Below are 21,865 nucleotides of genomic sequence, written 5' to 3'. Positions count from 1 at the left end.
CCTCCGGCGTCTGCCACTTCGCCTACGACGACGAAGAGACCTGCATCGCCGAAGTCCGCTACCTCCTCAGCCTGTTGCCCCAGAACAACCGGGAGAACCCTCCGCGAGTGGAGTCCGAGGACGCGGCGGACCGGCGCAGCGAGGTGCTCCTGGACCTGGTCCCGGCGGACGGCAACCGCCCGTACGACATGGCCAAGGTCATCGAGGAGATCGTCGACGACGGCGAGTACCTCGAGGTCCACGAGCGCTGGGCCCGCAACATCATCTGCGCCCTGGCCCGCCTGGACGGCCAGGTGGTGGGCATCGTCGCCAACCAGCCGCAGACGCTCGCGGGCGTCCTGGACATCGAGGCCAGCGAAAAAGCTGCGCGCTTTGTCCAGATGTGTGACGCTTTTAACATCCCGATCGTCACCTTCCTGGACGTCCCGGGGTTCCTCCCCGGTGTCGACCAGGAGCACGGCGGAATCATCCGCCACGGCGCGAAGCTCCTCTACGCCTACTGCAACGCGACCGTGCCGCGGATTTCGCTGATCCTGCGCAAGGCGTACGGAGGTGCCTACATCGTCATGGACAGCCAGTCCATCGGTGCGGACCTCACGTATGCCTGGCCGACGAACGAGATCGCCGTGATGGGCGCCGAAGGGGCCGCCAACGTCATCTTCCGGCGACAGATCGCAGAGGCCGAGGACCCCGAGGCCATGCGGGCCCGCATGGTCAAGGAGTACAAGTCCGAGCTGATGCACCCGTACTACGCGGCCGAGCGCGGCCTGGTCGACGACGTCATCGACCCGACCGAGACCCGCGAGATCCTCATCCGCTCGCTGGCGATGCTGCAGACGAAGCATGCCGACCTGCCCTCGCGCAAGCACGGCAACCCCCCGCAGTAACCCGGCGGACCCTCCGCGATACCCCCGCGGAAACCTCTCTCACGGAGACTGAGACCTATGAGCACCCCTGACATTCGCGTCGAGAAGGGCCACGCCGAGCCCGAGGAGGTCGCCGCCATCACGGCCATCCTCCTGGCCCGCGCAGCGGCCGCCCCGTCGGACGCCCAGACCCACCGAGGCCGAGCAAAAGCCGGCTGGCGCCGCCTGGAGCGCGAGCCGGGCTTCCGTGCCCCGCACAGCTGGCACTGAGCCTGTAGTACAACGCTGAAGGGCCCCTCTCGAACGAGAGGGGCCCTTCAGCGTTGTTGCTTTGAGGGGTGCAGGGAACTGCGCGAACGGCCACCGAGCACCCTCAGACGGCCAACAACCGTCAGAGGCAGCCCAGTGGCCGCACAACACCTACCGCAAGCGCGCCATCAGAGCGTGCTCAACGAGCGTGATGAGAGCCGACTTCGCGTCCGCACGGTGACGCGCGTCCGTCGTGATGATCGGCGTGTCCGGACCGATCTGCAGAGCCTCCCGCACCTCGTCCGGGTTGTACGGCTGGTTGCCGTCGAAGCCGTTGAGGGCGATCACGAAGGGGAGACCCGAGTTCTCGAAGTAGTCGACCGCGGGGAAGCAGTCGGCGAGGCGCCTGGTGTCGACCAGGACGATCGCGCCGATCGCACCGCGCACCAGGTCGTCCCACATGAACCAGAAGCGGTCCTGACCGGGGGTGCCGAACAGGTACAGGATCAGGTCCTGGTCCAGGGTGATGCGGCCGAAGTCCATGGCGACCGTCGTGGTCGTCTTGTCTCCGGTGTGGGTGAGGTCGTCGATGCCCGCCGAAGCGGATGTCATCACGGCCTCTGTGCGCAGCGGGTTGATCTCCGAGACGGCGCCGACGAACGTGGTCTTGCCCACGCCGAAGCCGCCCGCCACCACGATCTTCGCGGAGGTGGTGGAGCGGGAAGGACCGCCGCTAGAGCTTGCGAAGTCCACTGAGCACCCTTTCGAGCAGTGTCACGTCTGGCTGGCCGCCGGCGTTCTCGTCGCCGCCGGGCTGATGGATGGCGACCAGTCCTGCTTCCGCCAGGTCGGCGACGAGGATCCTGGCCACGCCGAGAGGGATCGTCAGCAGTGCCGAGATCTCGGCCACCGACTTGATCTCACGGCAGAGGTTGCAGATCCGCTGATGCTCGGGCAGCTGGCCCTGCATCTGGTGCGGCTGCGCGGTGGTGTGCACCAGCGCCTCGATGGCGAGCTGGTAGCGGGGGCGGGTCCGGCCGCCGGTCATGGCGTACGGACGCACCAGGGGGTTGTTCGACGCCCCTGCGGGCGCCGGCTCAGGGGCGCGTCGCTGCGGCTGCACGGGCTGGATGCGCGGGGCCGGCGGCTGGTCGTACGGCGACGGACCGGGGCCCTGCGGACCCTGGGGCGCGTACGGCTGCTGACGCCGATGGCTCGGGGCGGAGGGGAAGTTGTAACGGTTCGGATTCTGGGAACCGTCGCCCTGGCCCTGGGCAGGGCCGTACGACCAGTTGCCCGAATTCGAACCGCCTGGGGGTGTTGCCACTTTCTCCTCCTCCGACTGTGCCGGGCACCCAATGCCTGTGGAGCCTGCGTCCCGAAACCTTACGGCCCCGGGACGTCAAAACGCACCGTCTGTCTGTCAGTTGAGCAGGCTGCCTTGGAGCTCCGCACGAAGATCCGGCGTCAGAACCGAGCCGGCTCGGTCCACCAGAAGGGCCATCTCGTACCCAATGAGGCCGATGTCCGCCTCGGGGTGCGCGAGAACCGCGAGCGAGGAACCGTCGGATACGGACATGATGAACAGGAATCCCCGCTCCATCTCCACAACCGTCTGGTTCACGGCGCCGCCCTCGAAGATCCGGGAGGCGCCCGCCGTCAGTGACGTCAGACCGGAGGCGACGGCCGCAAGCTGGTCGGCGCGGTCGCGGGGAAAACCTTCGGACATCGCCAGAAGGAGTCCGTCGGCGGAGACCACCACCGTGTGGGACACCCCCGGGGTGTTGTCCACGAAGTTGGTGATCAACCAGTTCAGGTTCTGTGCCGCCTGGCTCATCGGGCTCACACTAACGCTCCTGGTTGTAGGTGCTGTCAGGACCGAAGCCCTGGCCGTTCGTTTCACTGCCTGCGCCGGCACTGCGTCCGCGCTGGACGCCCCGCCGCAGGTTGCTCAGCCTGCCCCGGACGTCCTCCGGGGCGCGGGAGACCGACGGGCCTCCCTGAGGAGTGCTCTCGGCGGCTCCCTCGACCAGGTTGGCCTTGGGCACCCGCCGCGGCAGGCCGGAGGAGGTGACCCCGCCTGCCTTGGGCTTCCGGAGCGCCGAGGCCTGCTGCCAGCGCTCGTCGTTCGCCGAGCGCCAGTCGCCGCCGGGGCCGCTTCCGTTGCCGTTGCTGCTGCCATTGCTCTCCGGTGCGGGAGCCGGCGCTTCCTGGCTCACGTGCCGCGCGCCGTTCGAACCGCTCGTACCGCTTCCGATGGATCCGCGGCGGGGCAGTCCGGCGTCGGTCAGTGCGTGACCGGTGGAAGGCGCCGTTCCCGGACGGTCGAAGCCTACGCGGTCGCGCTCACTCACGTCAGCGGCCTGGACGGCTTCCGTTTCCGGAGCGTAATCGGACGAGTAGCCGTTCTGGTAGCTGTCCTGCTGCGGCCAGTCGTCCTGGTAGCGCCGCTCCTCGAAGGCCGCGAAGGACTCCGGGGCGGAGGCGCGGACGGCCGGGGGCTCCTCACGGACCGGCTCCGCATACGAGGGCTCGGGGTAGCCGCCGCCCGACGAGAACGTGTCGTTCTGCGGCAGTCCGCCGTTCGGCGCGTAGTACGGCTCGTCGTACGACGGCCGACCCGCCGGCTCGTCGTACGAGGTGCGCCGGGGCTCCTCGTACGGGGTCTGCTGCGGCTCGTCGAAGGCCGGGGGCGGGTTGTACGAGCCCGGCTGCTGCTCCGGGAAACCGCCGTTGTCGTACGACGGCTGCGCATCGAAGGAGTCGTACGACGGGACCTCGGAGGAGTCCGGGCCCTGCTCGCCGTGCGTCTGGGCCTCCAGGGCCGCCCTGCGCTCCTCGCGCATCAGCGAGCGGCCGACGGGGTCCAGCTCCCGGATGTCGTCCGGTACGTCGGAGTAGCGGCTGTCGTCGAAGCCGAGCTCCGCGGCCGTGCGCATCGGCAGGCCGTTGTTGAAGTCCTCACCCTGGAAGTTCTGCTCCGGGATGATCTGCGAGACCGTGAACTCGTCGCGGTTGATCTGCTGCTCGCCGCCACCGCCGTGGGTGATCGCGTCGGGCAGCATGACCAGCGAGGTCGTACCGGCCTGCTCGCCGGAGGGGCGCAGCTGGACGCGGATGCCGTGCCGGTCGGACAGCCGGCCGACCACGAACAGGCCCATGCGCTGGGATATCGCGGCGTCGACGGTGGGCGGGTTCGCGAGCTTGTGGTTGATGTCCGCGAAGTCCTCGGCCGTGAGGCCGATGCCCTTGTCGTGGATCTCGATCATGATGCGGCCGTCGGGGAGACGGGTCGCGGTCACCCGGACCTTGGTCTGCGGGGAGGAGAACGTCGTGGCGTTCTCCAGCAGCTCGGCGAGCAGGTGCACGAGGTCGGTCACGGCGCGGCCGTGGATCTCGGCCTCCGGGACGCCGGAGAGCTCGATGCGCTCGTACTGCTCCACCTCGGAGGAGGCGGCGCGAAGGACGTCGACCAGCGGGACCGGCTGGTCCCAGCGGCGGCCGGGCTCCTCGCCGGCGAGGACCAGGAGGTTCTCGCCGTTGCGGCGCATACGGGTCGCGAGGTGGTCCAGGCGGAAGAGGTTCTCCAGCTGGTCCGGGTCGGCCTCGTTGTTCTCCAGGTCGGTGATCAGGGTCAGCTGGCCCTCGATCAGCGACTGGTTGCGGCGCGAGAGGTTGGTGAAGATCGCGTTGATGTTGCCCCGCAGCAGGGCCTGCTCGGCGGCGAGCCGGACGGCCTCGCGGTGGACCTGGTCGAAGGCGCGGGCGACCTCGCCGATCTCGTCCCGGGTGTTGATCGGGATGGGCTGGACGCGGGTGTCCACCCGGCCGGGGTCGGTGCGCGAGAGCTGGTCGACCAGCATCGGCAGACGCTGCTCGGCGATACCGAAGGCGGCGTTGCGCAGCTGGCGCATCGAGCGGGACATCTGGCGGGCGACGGCGCCGGCCAGGATGAACGCGAGCAGCAGGGCGACGATGACGGCGGCACCCGTGATCAGCGCGTCACGCTTGGCGTTGTCGGCGATGTCCGACGCCTCGCTCACCGCGGTGTCGGCCTTGTCGGCCTCCAGCTTGCGGTAGGCGTCGAACTTCAGGGTGGTCATGCCCCACCAGTTAACCGAGCTGACGCCCTTGGCGGCGAGCGCCTGACGGGCCGCGGGGTCCGTGGTCTGCAGCTGCGCCATGGCGGTGATCATGTCGGTGGGGTTGTCCGACGGCGGCGGCACGTACGTCTTGTTCTGCGCCGCTGCCTGCGCGGCGGCCTTCTTGGCCATCGCCGCGCCGTCGGCCTTGATCTGCTTCGTGAGCGATTCCAGCTTGGCGAGGTCCGCGTCGGTGCCGCCGGCCTGGTACTCCTGCAGGGCGATGCCCTCCAGGTAGGCGTACGAGGTGAGGGCGATGCGCTGCTTGGCCAGGCTGGCCTGGCTGGTGCCCGGCTTGATCAGCAGGTGCATGCCGATGGAACGCTCCAGGGAGAGCGCGCCCTTGGCGAGTGCGATGGCGTAGACGGAGCGGCCGTAGCTGGTGATGTTGCCGGTGCCGAGGCCGAGCTCGTTGGAGAACTCGAGCAGCGGGTGCTCGACGTTGACGTAGGCCTCTTCGGTCTCCACGCCCTTCATCTTGGAGGTGTAGGCGGTCGCGCGTATCTGCGCGAGCGTCGGCTCCACCTCGCGGAAGCGGGCCAGGCGGCGCTTGAGGTTGGCCCGGTCCGGCATGTTCTGGGCGGCCTCGTCGAAGGCGTCGGCGGCCTGGTCGGTGGCCTTGCGGGCCGCGACGACCGTCTTGTCGTCCTCGCCCTTGCCCAGCAGCAGCGGTTCGGCGGTCGTGTCACGTTCGACGAGCACCGCGTTGCTGTACGTCAGGGCGGCCTGCACCAGACGCGCGGTGTTCTCCGCGTCCTCGGCGTCCTGCCAGGTGTCGATCGAGCTCTTCACCTGGAAGCCGCCCATGACGAGGCCGACCAGCACGGGTATGAGCAGGATCGCGTTCAGCCGGGTCGGCACCCGCCAGTTGCGGGGGGAGAAACGGCCGCCGCTTGGAGCGGGTGCGGCCGTCGGCTCGGATCCGGGCACAGGGGCGGGCGCCGCTCCGCGCGGCGGCGGGGTGAAGTTGCCCCGGGCCGACGGCTCGGGACCGTTCTTGCTTCGCCTCACTCGACCAACAACCTCTCGGCGGCGGGCACCAACGTTGTGCCGCAGTGTCTCAGAGCCCAGTACGTCACTGAGTACGCAGTACTACTGAGTACGTCTTTGACTATTGGGCAGTTCACGCATTCCAGCACGACGACCTGCGCTCTTCCAAACAGTGGAAAGCGAGGATTCCGTGTGATGTAAGCCCCAGATAAAACGGTCATAAAGAGCGAGCCCCGTCAAAAGACGGGGCCTTTGTGTGCGCAGCGACACCAGTTGGCAACGACCCGTGGCCGTACCACCCGATTCCTCTGCCGAAACGTTATGAACACCGGGGCCGACCGTGTCAAAGGCCACAGCCGGCTCCGGAGCGTCTACGACAACTGCCGTACAACATCGCTGACTTGGGTGCTACCTCAGCCGTGCCATGAGAGCGTGCTCGACCAGCGTGATCAGCGCACTCTTGGCATCGGAGCGGTGCCGGGCGTCCGTCGTGATGATCGGAGTGTCCGGTCCGATCTGCAGCGCCTCGCGGACCTCCTCGGGAGCATAGGGCTGATGCCCGTCGAAGCCGTTGAGGGCGACGACGAACGGCAGACCGCTGTTCTCGAAGTAGTCGACGGCCGGGAAGCAGTCGGCCAGGCGCCGGGTGTCCACGAGCACCACCGCGCCGATCGCACCGCGGACCAGGTCGTCCCACATGAACCAGAAGCGGTCCTGACCCGGCGTACCGAAGAGGTACAGGATCAGGTCCTGGTCGAGCGTGATGCGGCCGAAGTCCATGGCCACCGTGGTGGTGGTCTTGTCCCCGGTGTGGGTCAGGTCGTCGATGCCCGCGGACGCGGACGTCATCACGGCCTCGGTGCGCAGCGGGTTGATCTCGGAGACGGCGCCCACGAAGGTCGTCTTGCCGACGCCGAAGCCACCCGCCACCACGATCTTCGCGGAGGTGGTCGCCCGCCCTCCGTCAGAGCTTGCGAAGTCCACTGAGCACCCTTTCGAGCAGTGTCACGTCCGGCGCACCGGTCGTCTCGTCGCCGCCCGGCTGGTGGATGGCGACGAGCCCGGCCTCGGCCAGGTCCGCGACGAGAATGCGGGCCACGCCCAGCGGCATGGCCAGAAGCGCCGAAACCTCCGCGACCGACTTCACCTCACGGCACAGGTGGCAGATGCGCTGGTGCTCCGGGAGCAGCCCCATGAGTGCTGCCGGGTCGGCCGTGGTGCTGATCAGCGCCTCGATGGCGAGCTGATAGCGCGGCCGCGTCCGGCCACCGGTCATCGCGTACGGACGTACCAGCGGCTGGTCGCCCTCATCCTCGTACGGCTCCGCGTACGGATCATGAGAGGCGGTGGGCGGGGTCATGAATCCTCCGGGCGGGACAGCAAGTCGATCGGGCTGGCCGTCTGTTGGCCGTGGGGGGATTGTGGCGGCCGGACGGTGATGTGGTGACGGGGGTGGATCCTGGGCGGGTCAGTGGAGCAGACTGCCCTGTAGTTCGGCGCGCAGGTCCGGTGTGAGGACCGCACCTGCCCGGTCGACGAGCAGCGCCATCTCGTAGCCGACCAGGCCGATGTCGCACTCGGGGTGCGCGAGCACGGCCAGGGACGAACCGTCCGAGACGGACATCAGGAAGAGGAAGCCCCGCTCCATCTCGACGACCGTCTGCGCCACGTTGCCGCCCTCGAAGATCCGGGAGGCCCCGGCCGTCAGCGAGGTGAGCCCGGACGCGACGGCCGCCAGCTGGTCTGCGCGGTCCCGCGGGAAGCCTTCCGACATCGCCAGAAGGAGACCGTCGGCTGACACGACGACGGTGTGGGACACACCGGGGGTGTTGTCCACGAAGTTGGTGATCAACCAGTTGAGGTTCTGTGCCGCCTGGCTCATCTGGCTCAACTATCGCTCCTGCTGGTGAGTGGGGCTCGGGAAGCTGCCGGTCTGGCCGGATCCGGCCTGGCGACCCTGCGCGATGCCCCGACGGAGATTGGTCAGACGGCCGCGTACGTCGTCAGGCGCACGCGAGACTGCCGGACCGGATTGGTGCTGTTGCTGCTGAGCCGTGCCCGGGACGAGGTTCGCCCGGGGCACCCGGCGCGGCAGGCCGGAGGTGGTGACGCCGCCCGCCGCCGGCTGCCGTACGCGCTCCGCCTGCCGGACGAGGTCGTCGTTCGGAGAGCTGCGCCAGCTGGAGGTGACGGGACGCTGGGAGGAGGCAGCGGGCTGCGGGGCCGTGGGAGCCTGCGGCTGCTGCGGGGCCGGAGCGGCGCCGTTGCCCGGCTGCCCGCCCGGCTGGCCGCCGTGGAACCAGTTGGTCTCCAGCGTGTCGTACAGCGGCGTACGACCGTCGCCGGGACCGGACGCCGGCGGCAGTGCCTCGGGCTCCTGGCGGACGGGCCGCTGCTGCGGACGCGGCGGTACGGGCGGCCGCGGAGCACCGAAGTCGCTCTGGTTGCCGGCCTGCGGGCGCTCGAACTGCCCGGTGTTCCCGGGGTTCTGACGACCCGGCAGGTTGTGCTGCCCGGTGGAGCCGTTGTCGTAGCCCGGCGTCGCGAACTGGCCGGTGGAACCGGAGTCGTACGCCTGGGGGATCGCGAACTGGCCCGTGTTGGCGGGGTTGTTCGGGTTGTTCTGCCCGTTCGGGGAGCCGAAGACGTCCGAGCGGACGAACTGGCCCGGGTTCTGCGCGCCGTTCGTGCCGGGCTGCGGTGCGCCGAAGTCCTGGTGGCCGAACTGGCCCGTGTTCTGCGGCGAGTCCGCGCCGGGACGGGCGAACTGACCCGTGTGCTGCGGGTTGTTGCTCGCGCCGAAGTCGGGGCGGGAGAACTCGGAGGTGGAACCGGGACCCTGGCGGTCGTCGCCGCGCGGGATCGCCGGCATCTGGGAGGTCGAGGCCGGGCCCTGACGGTCGTCGATCCGCGGCATCTGCGAGGTCTCGTCGTGACCGCGCGGGGTGTCCAGCGAGGCCCGCGGCACCGGCGGCTGCGCGTTCTCGTCGCTCCAGCTCGGGCGGCCCTGCGGGTTGCCGCCGGGCAGCTCGGCACGCGGACCGCCGCGGCCCGGCAGCTGGGGCTGACGCCCGCGCCGGCCGCGCTGCTCGTTCCCGGAGTCCGAGTTGTTGGCGCTGCCCGTGGACTGCGGCGGTACGGCGCCACGAGCGCCGCCGAAGCTGTCCTGACCGGTGCCCGCGGCCTGCATACCCTGCGGGGCACCGGGCGCCTGACCGAACCCGGCGCCCGCACCCGCGGGAGTCGGCCGGCCCTGCTGGGGAGCCGCCGGGGACTGCGGTCCACGCGCTCCGCCCGGGGCGCCCGGACGGCCGCCGTTGCCGTTGCCGCCCGCACCGGGCAGCGCGGCCCGGGGGCCCTGACCGGCACCGAGCCGACCGCCGCCGGACGCACCTGCACCGGCGCCGAGGGCACCGCCGCCGAAGCCGCCGCCTGTGCCGGAACCGGCCTGGCGACGCGCGGCGGCCACACCTGCGGCGGCCTGCGCGGCGGCCGGACCACCGCTCGACGCGGGGGCGCCGGGCTTGCCCGGAGCCGGCTTCTTGCCGCCCTGGGCGACGTCGACGGGGAGCATGACCAGCGCGGTCGTACCACCGGAGTCGGACGGGCGCAGCTGAATGCGGATGCCGTGCCGCTGGGACAGCCGACCGACCACGAAGAGGCCCATGCGGCGGGAGACGGAGACGTCCACGGTGGGCGGCGAGGCGAGCCGCTCGTTGATCGCCGCGAGGTCCTCGGGGGAGAGGCCGATACCGGTGTCGTGGATCTCGATCAGGACGCGGCCGTCGGGCAGCGCGTGACCGGTGACCTTGACCTTGGTCTGCGGCGAGGAGAAGGAGGTCGCGTTCTCGAGCAGCTCGGCGAGCAGGTGCACGAGGTCGTTGACCACACGGCCGGCCACTTCGGTGGTCGGCACGGCGGCCAGCTCGATGCGCTCGTACTGCTCCACCTCGGACGCGGCGGCGCGGAGCACGTCGACCAGCGGGACCGGGCGGGTCCAGCGGCGGCCGGGCTCCTCACCCGCGAGGACCAGGAGGTTTTCACCGTTACGGCGCATACGCGTCGCGAGGTGGTCGAGCTTGAACAGCGAGGACAGCTGGTCCGGGTCGGCCTCGCGGGACTCCAGTTCGGAGATCAGCGACAGCTGGCGCTGGATCAGACCCTGGGAGCGGCGCGAGAGGTTGGTGAACATCGCGTTGACGTTGCCCCGCAGCAGGGCCTGCTCGGCGGCGAGTCGGACCGCCTCGCGGTGCACGTCGTCGAAGGCCGCGGCCACCTGGCCGATCTCGTCCTTGGAGTGCACACCGACCGACTCGACGGAGGTGTCGACGTCCTGCGGGTCCGACTCGGAGAGCTGCTTGACCAGCTCGGGCAGCCGGTCCTGGGCGACCTTGGTGGCCGTCTCCTGCAGCCGGCGCAGCGAGCGGATCATGGAGCGGGCGACGACGAAGGCGCCGACGAGCGAGACGCCGAGGACGAGCAGGATCAGCGCACCGGAGATGATCGCTTCCTGCTCGGAGGAGGCACGCAGCTCGCGGGCCTTCTGCTCCATGTCCTCGAGCAGCGAGTGCTCGATCTTCTTCATCTGCTCGATCTTGGTCGAGCTGTCGTCCACCCAGTCCTGGTACGAACGCTTCTGCAGGTCCTGCAGACCGTCGGTGCCGGCCAGGGCGCGGGTCGCGTAGGTGTTGGTGGCCTTGATCGTCGCGTTGTTCTCCTCGATGGGCTTGAGGAGGGCGACGGCCTTGTCGGTGCCGTAGATGCTCTTGAAGCTGCGCAGCTCGGAGTTCTGGCTCTGCAGCGCCGACTGGGCGTAGAGCCGGTCGTTCTCCGACAGCTTGCCGACGTTGGTGTTGTTCGCCGGCAGGGCCGCTGCGAGGACCGCGCGCTGGACGGACGCGTACTCCTTGGCGGAGGAGAAGGACGCCAGGGCGCGCGTGCGCTGGATCATCTCGGGGTTGCTGGTGGCCTCCGCCATGTCCTGCGAGAGGTCCAGCAGGTGCGTGATCAGGCGGTGGTAGGCCTCGACCGTCTGCGTCGAGTTGCCCTTGGCCTCGTACGCGGTGTCGCGAATCTTGGCGAGGGTCTCCAGGTCGCTGACGACGCTGACCAGGCTCTCGCGGACGCCCTGGAGCTTGCCGTCCTTGTTGGAGGTGTCGATCTCCTCGGCCGCGTCGGTGAAGTTCTGCCGGGCGCGGTCGGTCTTGTCCCGGTAGCCCTTGACCGTGTAGTCGCTGGCCTTGGAGCCGTGCGCCAGCGGACCGGCGGACTGGTCGCGCTCGTCCTGGAGAGCCGCGGCCAGCTCGGTGGCCTGCTTGGTCATCTCCGTCAGCAGCTTCATGTTGTCGAGCTGCTGGATGTCGTCCATGTTGTCGCTGATGCGCAGGGCGCCCAGCGAGGTGGCCGCGACCACGGGAAGGGCCAGCAGCGACACCAGACGCGTGGAGATGCGCCAGTTGCGCAGCGCCAGGCGCGAGCCGGGGCCGCTCGGGCCCGTCGGCGGCTTTATCGCCGGGGGAGCGGCGCTCGGAGGCCCGGAAGGGGCCCCGGCGCCGGGGCGCGCACCGGAGTCGCCGGACGCAGTCGGGCCCTGATTCTGGGCGTGCTGGGGCGAGGAACTGCCGACATTGGGGCCAGTCCCGCCGTGCGGCTCCGGCTCCGCCGAAGCACTGCCATCCCTCTTGAAACGTCCCTGCACTAGCGTCGCAACCTCTGGACCAGGCGCCTCTCCGCGTGAACGGAAAGACACGGTGTCGGCGTTTTGGGGAGCGCCCTGAATACGCCCCCTGTTCGGTCGTGAGTGACCGGCCGCTGGTTCCCCCTTCTCGCCGCCACGCGGCGCTCTGTCGCGCCCCCTGTGCGCCGGCTCGATCCTGCGGCGGTCCGTGGAATTCCAGCACAGTGCAGGATCTCCAACAAGGGCCGAGGGCCATGCCGTGACCTACGTGACAGCATGTGAGTGCCGGGTCACCGGACGTAGAACGAGATCTCGTCCATAACGGACTTATGCCCGCGAGTCCCCCAGGTGGGAGCGGTGTCCCAGTCGCCATGATCAGGAGCGGAATGGTGGCTTCAGGGGGTCAATGTCCGTTTCGTTGGGGTGGATTGCGGGCCTGAATTGACCGGTTTGCCTGCGGCTCCGTGAGCAAACTCACATGCCGATCATGGGGTCTTCACGTCTTCGCCGGGGAATTGGATGTTTAGCCTGGCGCTTTACAAGACGTAGCGCTTTGACAACCGCGCCCGCGCGAGAGGCCATTGGGCCTCCACCGGCGCCCGAGTACGACAGGGTCAAGTACAACCGTGAAGACGACGATGATGTTCCACAACATAGCCAACCCGCGGCGCACGACGCTGGCGCACCTGGACGACGCCGACGCACTGCAGACCCCGGAGCAGCCGGAACACTCCGTCGATCTCCCCACCCAGACCGCCAATCCCCGTCGCACCGTCCTCGTGGAGGTCCCCGCCACGGCCTCCGTCGCCCAGTAGTACGCGCAGGGGTCGTAGATCATTCAACAGGTCGAGCGGATCACTTGGAAGATCGACTCGGCAGATCGTTCAAGGCGGCCCCGCGTACGCCGTAATGCGCGAGGCGCGGCCCCCCTCCCGCGTTAGCCTGGAGCGTCAGACTCCAGCAGGCTCAGTGAGGGGCGCCAGAATCCCGTGCGCATCGCCAGATTCTCCATCGACGGGAACGTCGCCTTCGGCGCGGTCGAGGGCGACAGACCGGACGAGCTCGTCCTCGACATCATCAAGGGCATCCCGTTCGCGGACTTCGAGCTCTCCGGTACGAAGGTGCCGCTGAGCAAGGTGCGGCTGCTCCCGCCGGTGCTCCCCAACAAGGTCGTGGCCTTCGGCCGCAACTACGCGGAGCACGCGCGCGAGCTGGGCAACGAGGTTCCCGACGCCCCCTTCGCCTTCTTCAAGCCGTCCACCTCGGTGATCGGCCCCGGCGACGAGATCCAGTACCCCTCCTTCACCGAGGACCTGCACCACGAGGCCGAACTGGCCGTCGTCATCGGCCGCATGTGCCGCGAGGTCCCGCGCGAGCGCGTGCCCGACGTGATCTTCGGCTACACCTGTGCGAACGACGTCACCGCCCGTGATGTGCAGAAGCGCGAGAAGCAGTGGGCGCGGGCCAAGGGCTTCGACAGCTCCTGCCCCCTCGGCCCCTGGGTGGAGACCGACCTCGACCTCGCGACCGCGTCCGACCTGACCATCCAGCTCACGGTCAACGGCGAACAACGCCAGCTCGGCCGCACCAGCGAGATGATCCACCCCATCGAGGACCTGATCGTCAACATCTCCGAGGCCATGACGCTGCTCCCCGGCGACGTGATCCTCACGGGCACCCCGGCAGGCGTCGGGCCGCTCACCGTCGGCGACGAGGTCGCCGTCACCATCGAAGGCATCGGCACTCTCACCAACAAGGTTGTCAAGCGTGGCTAGCGCACCCGTCCGCGTACGTTTCTGCCCCTCACCCACCGGTAACCCCCATGTGGGCCTGGTCCGCACCGCCCTGTTCAACTGGGCCTTCGCCCGGCACCACCAGGGCACCCTGGTCTTCCGCATCGAGGACACCGACGCGGCCCGCGACTCCGAGGAGTCCTACAACCAGCTGCTCGACGCGATGCGTTGGCTGGGCTTCGACTGGGACGAGGGCCCCGAGGTCGGCGGCCCGCACGCGCCCTACCGCCAGTCGCAGCGGATGGACCTCTACAAGGACGTCGCCGCCAAGCTCCTGGACGCCGGCCACGCCTACCACTGCTACTGCTCCCAGGAGGAGCTGGACACCCGCCGCGAGGCCGCCCGCGCGGCCGGCAAGCCGTCCGGCTACGACGGCCACTGCCGCGACCTCACGGACGCGCAGGTCGAGGAGTACAAGGCCCAGGGCCGTACGGCGATCGTCCGCTTCCGCATGCCCGACGAGACGATCACCTTCACGGACCTGGTCCGCGGCGAGCTGACCTTCACGCCGGAGAACGTCCCGGACTACGGGATCGTACGAGCGAACGGAGCCCCCCTCTACACGCTCGTGAACCCCGTCGACGACGCGTTGATGGAGATCACCCACGTCCTGCGCGGCGAGGACCTGCTCTCCTCCACGCCCCGCCAGATCGCCCTCTACAAGGCGCTGATCGAGCTCGGAATCGCCAAGCAGATCCCGCAGTTCGGCCACCTGCCGTACGTGATGGGCGAGGGCAACAAGAAGCTGTCGAAGCGCGACCCCCAGTCGTCGCTGAACCTCTACCGCGAGCGCGGCTTCCTGCCTGAGGGCCTGCTCAACTACCTGTCCCTGCTGGGCTGGTCGCTCTCGGCGGACCAGGACATCTTCTCGATCGACGAGATGATCGCGGCCTTCGACATCAAGGACGTGCAGCCCAACCCGGCCCGCTTCGACCTGAAGAAGTGCGAGGCGATCAACGCCGACCACATCCGGCTGCTGGACGTGAAGGACTTCACGGAGCGCTGCGCCCCGTGGCTGAAGGCCCCCTTCGCCCCGTGGGCGCCGGAGGACTTCGACGAGGCCAAGTGGCAGGCGGTCGCCCCGCACGCCCAGACCCGTCTGAAGGTCCTCTCGGAGATCACCGACAACGTCGACTTCCTGTTCCTGCCGGAGCCGGTCGCGGACGAGGCGAGCTGGCAGAAGGCCATGAAGGAGGGCTCGGACGCCCTCCTCCGTACGGCGAAGGAGAAGCTGGAGTCCGCCGACTGGACCTCGGCCGAGTCCCTCAAGGAGGCCGTCCTGGCCGCCGGCGAGGCCCACGGCCTCAAGCTCGGCAAGGCCCAGGCCCCGGTCCGCGTCGCCGTCACCGGCCGCACGGTCGGCCTGCCCCTCTTCGAGTCCCTGGAGATCCTGGGCAAGGAGAAGACGCTGGCCCGCATCGACGCGGCGCTGTCGAAGCTGGCCGCGTAACGCACGCGCGCGTGAGGGGCGGCACCCGGATCACCGGGCGCCGCCCCTCGGTCGTCGCTGTCAGTGGGGCGCACTAGTGTTCCGGCTCGTTCGCACACAAGATCCGGAAAGGCGCCGTCATGCCGATGTCCCCCCGCGACTACACCTGGCTGTTCACACCGGGCAGCATATTCGCCTACGAGTCCGGGACCGCCGGTGTGATCCACGTGGCCGACGGCGGGACGCTCGACCTGCCCACCGGACGGGTCGTCGCCTGCGACCCGTTCGTCTATCTGGGGACCGGGGACATCGAGCCCTTCACCGTCACCGTCGAACCCGGCCGCTACCGGGTCGAGGCGGCCGTGGCGACCCTCACCCGCCCCGACGAGCCCCCGGCCGAGCGCCCCCACCTGCGCGTGGCGGCGGCCCGGCTCGTCATCCGCGACGAACCCACCGTGACCTGGGAGTTGGCCCTCCTGCCCGAACAGGACCCCGCCGAGCTCAAGGACGACGAGTTCTTCGGCTACGGCGTCGACGCCGGCACCGGCTGCTTCTACGACGCCTCGGCCGAGGAGGCCTTCCCCGAGACCCAGGAGGAAGAGGGGCCGCTGTGGGAGGCATTCGAGAACAGCGACTGGTCGGCGGGGCCGCACCTGGTCACCTCCCTCGGCACCGGCCACACGCTGGCCGCGTTCACCTCCGGCTGGGGCGACGGCTCCTACCCGACCTGGGTGGGGCGCTCGGCGACCGGCGAGGTCACCTGCTTCCTCACCGACTTCTTCGTCGCCCCCGACCCGGCCGACGCCCCCGTGTGACAATCCCCGATCGACGGACGCGCCCCCGGCCCCGGAGTTACCGTCGGATCATGAGCATTCACGCCGTGGTCTGGGACGTCGACGACACCCTCTTCGACTACACGACCGCGGACCGGGTGGGCATGCGTTCCCATCTGACGGCCGAGGGCCTGCTCGCCGGCGAGGAGACTCCGGAGCAGGCTCTCGCGCGGTGGCGGGAGATCACCGAACAGCAGTGGGCGAGGTTCTCGGCGGGGGAGTTGACCTTCGAGGACCAGCGCCGTGAACGCATACGGGTGTTCCTGGACGAGCCGCTGAGCGACGCCGCGGCCGACGCCTGGTTCCAGCGGTACCTGGCGCACTACGAGGCCGCCTGGGCCCTCTTCCCGGACGTCCTGCCGGCCCTGGACGCCCTGGCCGCCAGCCACCGTCACGCGGTGCTGTCCAACTCCAGCCTCATCGTCCAGGACCGCAAGCTGCGCACGCTCGGTGTGTACGACCGCTTCGAGGTCGTCCTGTGCGCCGCCGAACTCGGCGTCTCCAAGCCCGAGGCCGGCGCCTTCCTGGCCGCGTGCGACGCCCTGGAACTCGCCCCGCACCAAGTGGCGTACGTCGGCGACCATCCGCAGATCGACGGGCGCGGTGCCGCCGAGGCGGGCCTGCTGTCGGTCTGGATCGACCGCGACGGCGCGTACACCAGCGGCGACGCCCCCGCAGGCCCGCACCGGATCGCCTCCCTCGCCGAACTCCCCGCGATCCTCGGCGCGGATACCCGTTTTGGAGCCCCGTCCACCTTCAGGTAATGTTCTTCCTGCGCCGCCGGGGAGCGGGCCGAAAGGCCGGGAACCGGGGGAGCAAACTAGAACAAGATCCCCGCAAGGGCTTGCGTTCCAGTGGCCTATGGTGTAATTGGCAGCACGACTGATTCTGGTTCAGTTAGTCTTGGTTCGAGTCCAGGTAGGCCAGCTCGCGGAGCTCATCCGCAAAAGCCCCCGTTGTGTAGCGGCCTAGCACGCTGCCCTCTCAAGGCAGTAGCGCCGGTTCGAATCCGGTCGGGGGTACTGATCTCGATCAACTCGGGATCGCTAGGGCCCCCGTTGTGTAGCGGCCTAGCACGCCGCCCTCTCAAGGCGGTAGCGCCGGTTCGAATCCGGTCGGGGGTACAAACTGGTCTAAACCACATTGGTCTATGGTGTAATTGGCAGCACGACTGATTCTGGTTCAGTTAGTCTTGGTTCGAGTCCAGGTAGACCAGCTCGGATCTGCGGAAACGTAAGATCCTCGCCCCCGTTGTGTAGCGGCCTAGCACGCCGCCCTCTCAAGGCGGTAGCGCCGGTTCGAATCCGGTCGGGGGTACACACAGGGAAGGCCCTCCACTTCGGTGGAGGGCCTTTCGCGTTGCCTACTCGTAGCCGTACCTGCGCGTCGACTCCTCCTCCTGCGCCAGTCGGTGCAGGGCCTGCAGCATCGGTTCGACGAGGACCGCGCCCAGGATCGCGACCTCGATCTTCTCCGCCTCCGACGTGTGCGTCTCCATGAAGTCCATGTCCAGCTCGGCCACCTGGTGCATCAACCGGGCGTAGGGCACGAGGACTTCGGGACTCCAGTCGTAGCCGAGACGGCGCAGCGCGGCCGCCGCCACCACGAGGGAGCGGAAGGAGGGTGAGATCGTCGTCATGGACTGCGCGTGGGTCCACCCCAGGCTCTCGAGCACCCCCTCCATCGCGACCCGGGCGCCTTGCACGAACTCGTCGTCCGCGTCCGGTTCCGGCACCTGTGGCAGTGCCCAGACCGCCGCGCCCAGGCGGATCGTGCGGGGCAGGGAGTCGTCGTCCACGTGCCCCAGCACCTCCCTGACCGTCGCCACCGGTACCCGGCCGACCTGGATCATCGCGCGGATCAGCTTCAGCCGGCGCAGGTGCTCGTCGTCGTACTCGGCCGTCGTCGTGTTGATCTGGCGGCCGGGCGCCAACAGCCCTTCGCGCAGGTAGTACTTGATCGTCGCGGTCGACACCCCGCTGCGCTCGCTCAGTTCAGCCAGCCGCATCTCTTGCGCCTTTCCTTGGGGAGTGCCACTATCCAATCATCGCTCACAAGGATAGTGCCGCTATCCGATAGGGGGAACGGGGGCTCGTCATGTTCGCCAAGCCGGTACCGGGTCGCACCACCGCGGACACCGAGGGCGAGGTGGTCGTCCTGCTGATCGGGATGCGCATCAACCACTTCTGGGGCGTGCATCACTGGCTGCCGGTGCTGCTGGCCATGCCGCGGATGCTGCGCGAGCTGGGGAAGGCGCCCGAGCGCGGGCTGCTCGGCCATGTTCTGCTGACGGCCTCGCCGCGGACGTACTACGTCGTCCAGTACTGGGAGTCGAAGGAGAAGCTGTACGCGTACGCGCACGCCTCGGACATGTTCCACCGGCGGGCGTGGGCGATCGTCAACCGCAAGGAGAAGGCGGGGAAGGCCCGGCAGCACGTGGGGCTGTGGCACGAGGCGTACGTCGTGCCGGAGGGGTCGTACGAGTCGATCTACGCGGACATGCCGGCGTTCGGGCTCGCGGCCGCGCACGGGCAGGTGCCGGTGGAGAAGCGGGGGCGCTACGCCAGGGACCGGTTCGCGCACAGGTCGGCGAAGGCAGCCGAAAAGACCGGGTGACCAGGGGGGATCGGGGAACGAGGGGGCCTGCCGCGGCGTTGGGGCAGGCCCCCTCGTCGATGTCCCGGTCCGGGGTCAGCCCGAGCGGCGCAGGGCCTCGGAGAGACGGGCGGCGGCGTCGATGACCGCCTGGGCGTGCATACGGCCCGGGTGGCGCGTCAGGCGCTCGATGGGGCCGGAGACGGACACGGCGGCCACCACGCGGTTGGACGGGCCGCGTACGGGCGCCGAGACGGACGCGACGCCCGGCTCGCGCTCGCCGATGGACTGGGCCCAGCCGCGGCGTCGTACGCCCGACAGCGCGGTGGCCGTGAAGCGGGCGCCCTGGAGGCCGCGGTGCAGGCGCTCGGGCTCCTCCCAGGCCATCAGGATCTGCGCCGAGGAGCCCGCCTTCATGGTGAGCGTCGAGCCGACCGGGACCGTGTCCCGAAGGCCGGACAGGCGCTCCGCCGCGGCGACGCAGATGCGCATGTCGCCCTGGCGGCGGTAGAGCTGGGCACTCTCGCCCGTGATGTCCCGCAGGTGCGTGAGCACCGGGCCCGCCGTCGCGAGGAGGCGGTCCTCGCCGGCGGCCGCGGCCAGCTCGGCAAGGCGGGGGCCGAGGATGAAACGGCCCTGCATGTCTCGTGCCACCATGCGGTGGTGTTCCAGAGCCACGGCCAGTCGGTGGGCCGTGGGTCGTGCCAGCCCGGTCGCCGCGACCAGACCCGCGAGGGTGGCCGGACCGGACTCCAGGGCGCTCAGGACAAGGGCTGCCTTGTCCAGAACGCCGACGCCGCTACTGTTGTCCATGAAACGATACTCACGTCTCACTCTGTGAAACGCAAGTTCCTTTTTCCGTGAGACGCGCAACCCTTGTATGCACAGCGGCCCGCAGACCAACGGGCCTGGCGGCGGGTGCCCGGGAACAGGGGCCATTGGGCGTCGCCTCCACAAGATCTCTAGTTGGGCCGGCGCACCTTTGCCGGCCGGAGGGAAAGCGATGGGTAGGACACTCGCGGAGAAGGTCTGGGACGACCACGTCGTCCGGCGCGCCGAGGGCGAGCCCGACCTTCTCTTCATCGATCTCCACCTCCTGCACGAGGTGACCAGCCCGCAGGCCTTCGACGGTCTGCGCAAGAGCGGCCGCCCGGTGCGCCGTCTCGACCTCACCATCGCGACCGAGGACCACAACACCCCGACCCTCGACATCGACAAGCCCATCGCGGACCCGGTCTCCCGTGTCCAGCTGGAGACGCTGCGGAAGAACGCCGCCGAGTTCGGTGTGCGCCTGCACTCGCTGGGCGACGTGGAGCAGGGCGTCGTGCACGTCGTCGGTCCGCAGCTGGGTCTGACCCAGCCCGGTACGACGGTCGTGTGCGGTGACTCCCACACGTCCACGCACGGCGCGTTCGGCGCGCTGGCGTTCGGCATCGGCACCTCCCAGGTGGAGCACGTGCTGGCCACCCAGACGCTGCCGCTGGCCCGCCCGAAGACCATGGCGATCACGGTCGACGGTGAACTGCCCGAGGGCGTCACCGCCAAGGACCTGATCCTGGCGATCATCGCCAAGATCGGTACGGGCGGCGGCCAGGGCTACATCCTGGAGTACCGCGGCTCCGCCATCGAGAAGCTCTCGATGGAGGCCCGGATGACCATCTGCAACATGTCGATCGAGGCCGGTGCCCGCGCGGGCATGATCGCCCCCGACGAGACCACCTTCGAGTACATCAAGGGCCGCGCCCACGCCCCCGAGGGCGAGGACTGGGACGCCGCCGTCGCGTACTGGAAGACGCTGAAGTCGGACGAGGACGCCGAGTTCGACGCCGAGGTCGTCATCGACGCCGCCTCGCTCTCGCCGTTCGTCACCTGGGGCACCAACCCCGGTCAGGGCGCGCCCCTTTCGGCGAACGTCCCCGACCCTGCTTCGTACGAAGACGCTTCGGAGCGCCACGCCGCCGAAAAGGCCCTGGAATACATGGGGTTGGAGGCCGGCCAGTCGCTGCGCTCCATCAAGGTGGACACCGTCTTCGTAGGCTCCTGCACCAACGGCCGCATCGAGGACCTGCGGGCCGCCGCCGCGATCGTCGGGGGCCGCAAAGTCGCCGACGGCGTACGGATGCTGGTCGTCCCGGGGTCCGCGCGCGTGGGTCTGCAGGCCGTCTCCGAGGGCCTGGACGTCGTCTTCAAGGAGGCCGGTGCCGAGTGGCGGCACGCGGGCTGCTCGATGTGCCTCGGCATGAACCCGGACCAGCTGGCCCCGGGCGAGCGCTCCGCCTCCACCTCCAACCGCAACTTCGAGGGCAGGCAGGGCAAGGGCGGCCGTACGCACCTGGTGTCGCCGCAGGTGGCCGCCGCCACGGCGGTGCTGGGTCACCTGGCCTCGCCCGCCGACCTGACCGACGTAACCGCCGCCGCGCCCGCTGGAGTCTGAGAGTCATGGAAGCATTCACCACGCACACCGGCCGGGCCGTCCCGCTGCGCCGTTCCAACGTCGACACCGACCAGATCATCCCTGCTCACTGGCTCAAGAAGGTGACCCGGGACGGTTTCGAGGACGGGCTGTTCGAGGCCTGGCGCAAGGACGAGAACTTCATCCTCAACCGCCCGGAGCGGCAGGGCGCCACGGTCCTGGTCGCCGGTCCCGACTTCGGCACCGGCTCCTCCCGCGAGCACGCGGTGTGGGCGCTGCAGAACTACGGCTTCAAGACCGTGATCTCCTCCCGCTTCGCCGACATCTTCCGCGGCAACTCGCTGAAGAACGGCCTGCTCACGGTCGTTCTGGAGCAGAAGATCGTGGACGCGCTGCAGGAGCTCTCCGAGCAGGACCCGCAGGCCGAGATCACCGTCGACCTCGAGGCCCGCGAGGTGCGCGCCGAGGGCATCACCGCCTCCTTCGAGCTGGACGAGAACTCCCGCTGGCGGCTGCTGAACGGACTGGACGACATCTCCATCACCCTTCAGAACGAGGCCGACATCGCCGCGTACGAGGCCAAGCGCCCGTCGTACAAGCCGCGCACGCTCCAGGTCTGACCCGAAGCGCCTTCGCGGGTCGGCTTTCGGCCACCTGATCACCCCCGCAGTACCCCCGATCAGCCCGATCGGGGGTACTGCTGTTTCTGCGTCCGGACGGTCCCGCGGGCGCGCGCGGTCCTCCCCAACTTCCCACGTTACGAAGGCTGTTGTGGGGGTAGCCGTGCCTTGTAGGCGCGACTTCCGCCGGAGCCCGGAAGGCCGTTTGAGGCATCAGTTGCGACCCCCGCAGGCGACAACTCGCCCCAGATGGCACAA

At 69.4% G+C, this 21,865-nt stretch carries 20 protein-coding genes and 5 tRNA genes; 15 read left to right on the top strand and 10 right to left on the bottom strand.

What is annotated here, in order from left to right; translation table 11 throughout:
• A partial coding sequence (locus tag ABZ880_RS34060; protein WP_361270888.1) for a carboxyl transferase domain-containing protein occupies positions 1-887 on the top strand: 887 nt, incomplete at its 5' end.
• A gap of 57 nt (positions 888-944) precedes the next feature.
• Positions 945-1,136, top strand: a complete 192-nt coding sequence (locus tag ABZ880_RS34055; protein WP_361270885.1) for an acyl-CoA carboxylase subunit epsilon — start codon at positions 945-947, stop codon at positions 1,134-1,136.
• A 150-nt stretch (positions 1,137-1,286) separates the two neighbouring features.
• Here ABZ880_RS34055 and ABZ880_RS34050 read toward each other — a convergent pair whose 3' ends face one another.
• The 8 genes from ABZ880_RS34050 to ABZ880_RS34015 all read right to left on the bottom strand — a co-directional run bounded on the left by ABZ880_RS34050 (position 1,287) and on the right by ABZ880_RS34015 (position 11,945).
• Positions 1,287-1,868, bottom strand: a complete 582-nt coding sequence (locus tag ABZ880_RS34050) for an ATP/GTP-binding protein (protein WP_026248371.1) — start codon at positions 1,866-1,868, stop codon at positions 1,287-1,289.
• On the bottom strand, positions 1,849-2,442 hold the full coding sequence (locus tag ABZ880_RS34045; protein ID WP_361270883.1) for a DUF742 domain-containing protein: 594 nt from the start codon (positions 2,440-2,442) through the stop codon (positions 1,849-1,851). Before ABZ880_RS34045 ends, ABZ880_RS34050 begins: the two co-directional genes overlap by 20 nt.
• Before the next feature lie 96 nt (positions 2,443-2,538).
• A complete protein-coding gene (locus ABZ880_RS34040) occupies positions 2,539-2,952 on the bottom strand; it encodes a roadblock/LC7 domain-containing protein (RefSeq protein ID WP_007384910.1) in 414 nt (137 codons plus the stop codon).
• A 10-nt stretch (positions 2,953-2,962) separates the two neighbouring features.
• The gene (locus ABZ880_RS34035) at positions 2,963-6,268 is read right to left on the bottom strand and encodes a nitrate- and nitrite sensing domain-containing protein (protein WP_361270880.1); all 3,306 of its coding nucleotides are present in this window, start codon (positions 6,266-6,268) and stop codon (positions 2,963-2,965) included.
• Positions 6,269-6,655: 387 nt separating this feature from the next.
• Positions 6,656-7,231, bottom strand: a complete 576-nt coding sequence (locus ABZ880_RS34030) for an ATP/GTP-binding protein (RefSeq protein WP_015657619.1) — start codon at positions 7,229-7,231, stop codon at positions 6,656-6,658.
• Positions 7,212-7,607 (bottom strand): DUF742 domain-containing protein, encoded by a 396-nt coding sequence (locus ABZ880_RS34025; protein ID WP_016432454.1) that lies wholly within the window; start codon positions 7,605-7,607, stop codon positions 7,212-7,214. Before ABZ880_RS34025 ends, ABZ880_RS34030 begins: the two co-directional genes overlap by 20 nt.
• Before the next feature lie 108 nt (positions 7,608-7,715).
• Positions 7,716-8,129: a roadblock/LC7 domain-containing protein gene (locus tag ABZ880_RS34020; protein ID WP_003973453.1), complete on the bottom strand. Its 414-nt coding sequence runs from the start codon at positions 8,127-8,129 to the stop codon at positions 7,716-7,718.
• 9 nt (positions 8,130-8,138) lie between these two features.
• A complete protein-coding gene (locus ABZ880_RS34015) occupies positions 8,139-11,945 on the bottom strand; it encodes a nitrate- and nitrite sensing domain-containing protein (protein ID WP_361270878.1) in 3,807 nt (1,268 codons plus the stop codon).
• 605 nt (positions 11,946-12,550) lie between these two features.
• On the opposite strand from ABZ880_RS34015, the gene ABZ880_RS34010 reads away from it, so the two are divergent.
• From ABZ880_RS34010 to ABZ880_RS33965, 10 genes are all read left to right on the top strand, one after another.
• Positions 12,551-12,739 carry a hypothetical protein gene (locus tag ABZ880_RS34010; RefSeq protein WP_361270876.1) on the top strand — a complete coding sequence of 63 codons (189 nt, stop codon included), beginning with the start codon at positions 12,551-12,553 and terminating at the stop codon, positions 12,737-12,739.
• Between the two features lie 174 nt (positions 12,740-12,913).
• Positions 12,914-13,699, top strand: coding sequence for a fumarylacetoacetate hydrolase family protein (locus tag ABZ880_RS34005; RefSeq protein WP_361270873.1), 786 nt, complete (start codon positions 12,914-12,916; stop codon positions 13,697-13,699).
• Positions 13,683-15,167 carry a glutamate--tRNA ligase gene (gltX, locus tag ABZ880_RS34000; protein WP_361270870.1) on the top strand — a complete coding sequence of 495 codons (1,485 nt, stop codon included), beginning with the start codon at positions 13,683-13,685 and terminating at the stop codon, positions 15,165-15,167. The genes ABZ880_RS34005 and gltX overlap by 17 nt, the downstream gene beginning before the upstream one ends.
• 119 nt (positions 15,168-15,286) lie before the next feature.
• On the top strand, positions 15,287-15,961 hold the full coding sequence (locus tag ABZ880_RS33995) for a DUF4241 domain-containing protein (RefSeq protein ID WP_361270868.1): 675 nt from the start codon (positions 15,287-15,289) through the stop codon (positions 15,959-15,961).
• Between the two features lie 50 nt (positions 15,962-16,011).
• The gene (locus tag ABZ880_RS33990; RefSeq protein WP_361270865.1) at positions 16,012-16,743 is read left to right on the top strand and encodes an HAD family hydrolase; all 732 of its coding nucleotides are present in this window, start codon (positions 16,012-16,014) and stop codon (positions 16,741-16,743) included.
• A gap of 91 nt (positions 16,744-16,834) precedes the next feature.
• Positions 16,835-16,906, top strand: a tRNA-Gln gene (locus ABZ880_RS33985).
• A 22-nt stretch (positions 16,907-16,928) separates the two neighbouring features.
• Positions 16,929-17,001: transfer RNA gene (locus ABZ880_RS33980), tRNA-Glu, on the top strand.
• A gap of 29 nt (positions 17,002-17,030) precedes the next feature.
• A tRNA-Glu gene (locus ABZ880_RS33975) sits at positions 17,031-17,103 on the top strand.
• A 20-nt stretch (positions 17,104-17,123) separates the two neighbouring features.
• Positions 17,124-17,195: transfer RNA gene (locus ABZ880_RS33970), tRNA-Gln, on the top strand.
• 28 nt (positions 17,196-17,223) lie between these two features.
• A tRNA-Glu gene (locus tag ABZ880_RS33965) sits at positions 17,224-17,296 on the top strand.
• 46 nt (positions 17,297-17,342) lie between these two features.
• On the opposite strand, the gene ABZ880_RS33960 is transcribed toward ABZ880_RS33965, so the two are convergent.
• Positions 17,343-17,987, bottom strand: a complete 645-nt coding sequence (locus ABZ880_RS33960; protein WP_361270862.1) for a MerR family transcriptional regulator — start codon at positions 17,985-17,987, stop codon at positions 17,343-17,345.
• An 89-nt stretch (positions 17,988-18,076) separates the two neighbouring features.
• On the opposite strand from ABZ880_RS33960, the gene ABZ880_RS33955 reads away from it, so the two are divergent.
• On the top strand, positions 18,077-18,595 hold the full coding sequence (locus ABZ880_RS33955) for a DUF4188 domain-containing protein (protein ID WP_361270859.1): 519 nt from the start codon (positions 18,077-18,079) through the stop codon (positions 18,593-18,595).
• Positions 18,596-18,670: 75 nt separating this feature from the next.
• On the opposite strand, the gene ndgR is transcribed toward ABZ880_RS33955, so the two are convergent.
• Positions 18,671-19,387 (bottom strand): IclR family transcriptional regulator NdgR, encoded by a 717-nt coding sequence (ndgR, locus tag ABZ880_RS33950; RefSeq protein WP_189188940.1) that lies wholly within the window; start codon positions 19,385-19,387, stop codon positions 18,671-18,673.
• Between the two features lie 190 nt (positions 19,388-19,577).
• On the opposite strand from ndgR, the gene leuC reads away from it, so the two are divergent.
• Positions 19,578-21,008: a 3-isopropylmalate dehydratase large subunit gene (gene leuC / locus ABZ880_RS33945; RefSeq protein WP_361270856.1), complete on the top strand. Its 1,431-nt coding sequence runs from the start codon at positions 19,578-19,580 to the stop codon at positions 21,006-21,008.
• A 5-nt stretch (positions 21,009-21,013) separates the two neighbouring features.
• Positions 21,014-21,607, top strand: a complete 594-nt coding sequence (leuD, locus tag ABZ880_RS33940; RefSeq protein WP_361270853.1) for a 3-isopropylmalate dehydratase small subunit — start codon at positions 21,014-21,016, stop codon at positions 21,605-21,607.
• Positions 21,608-21,865: the final 258 nt, after the last annotated feature.

Source organism: Streptomyces sp. NPDC047043 (genome assembly GCF_040644055.1).
In the GTDB taxonomy this organism is placed as follows: Bacteria; Actinomycetota; Actinomycetes; order Streptomycetales; family Streptomycetaceae; genus Streptomyces.
This window is presented reverse-complemented; position numbering and strand designations above follow the sequence as displayed.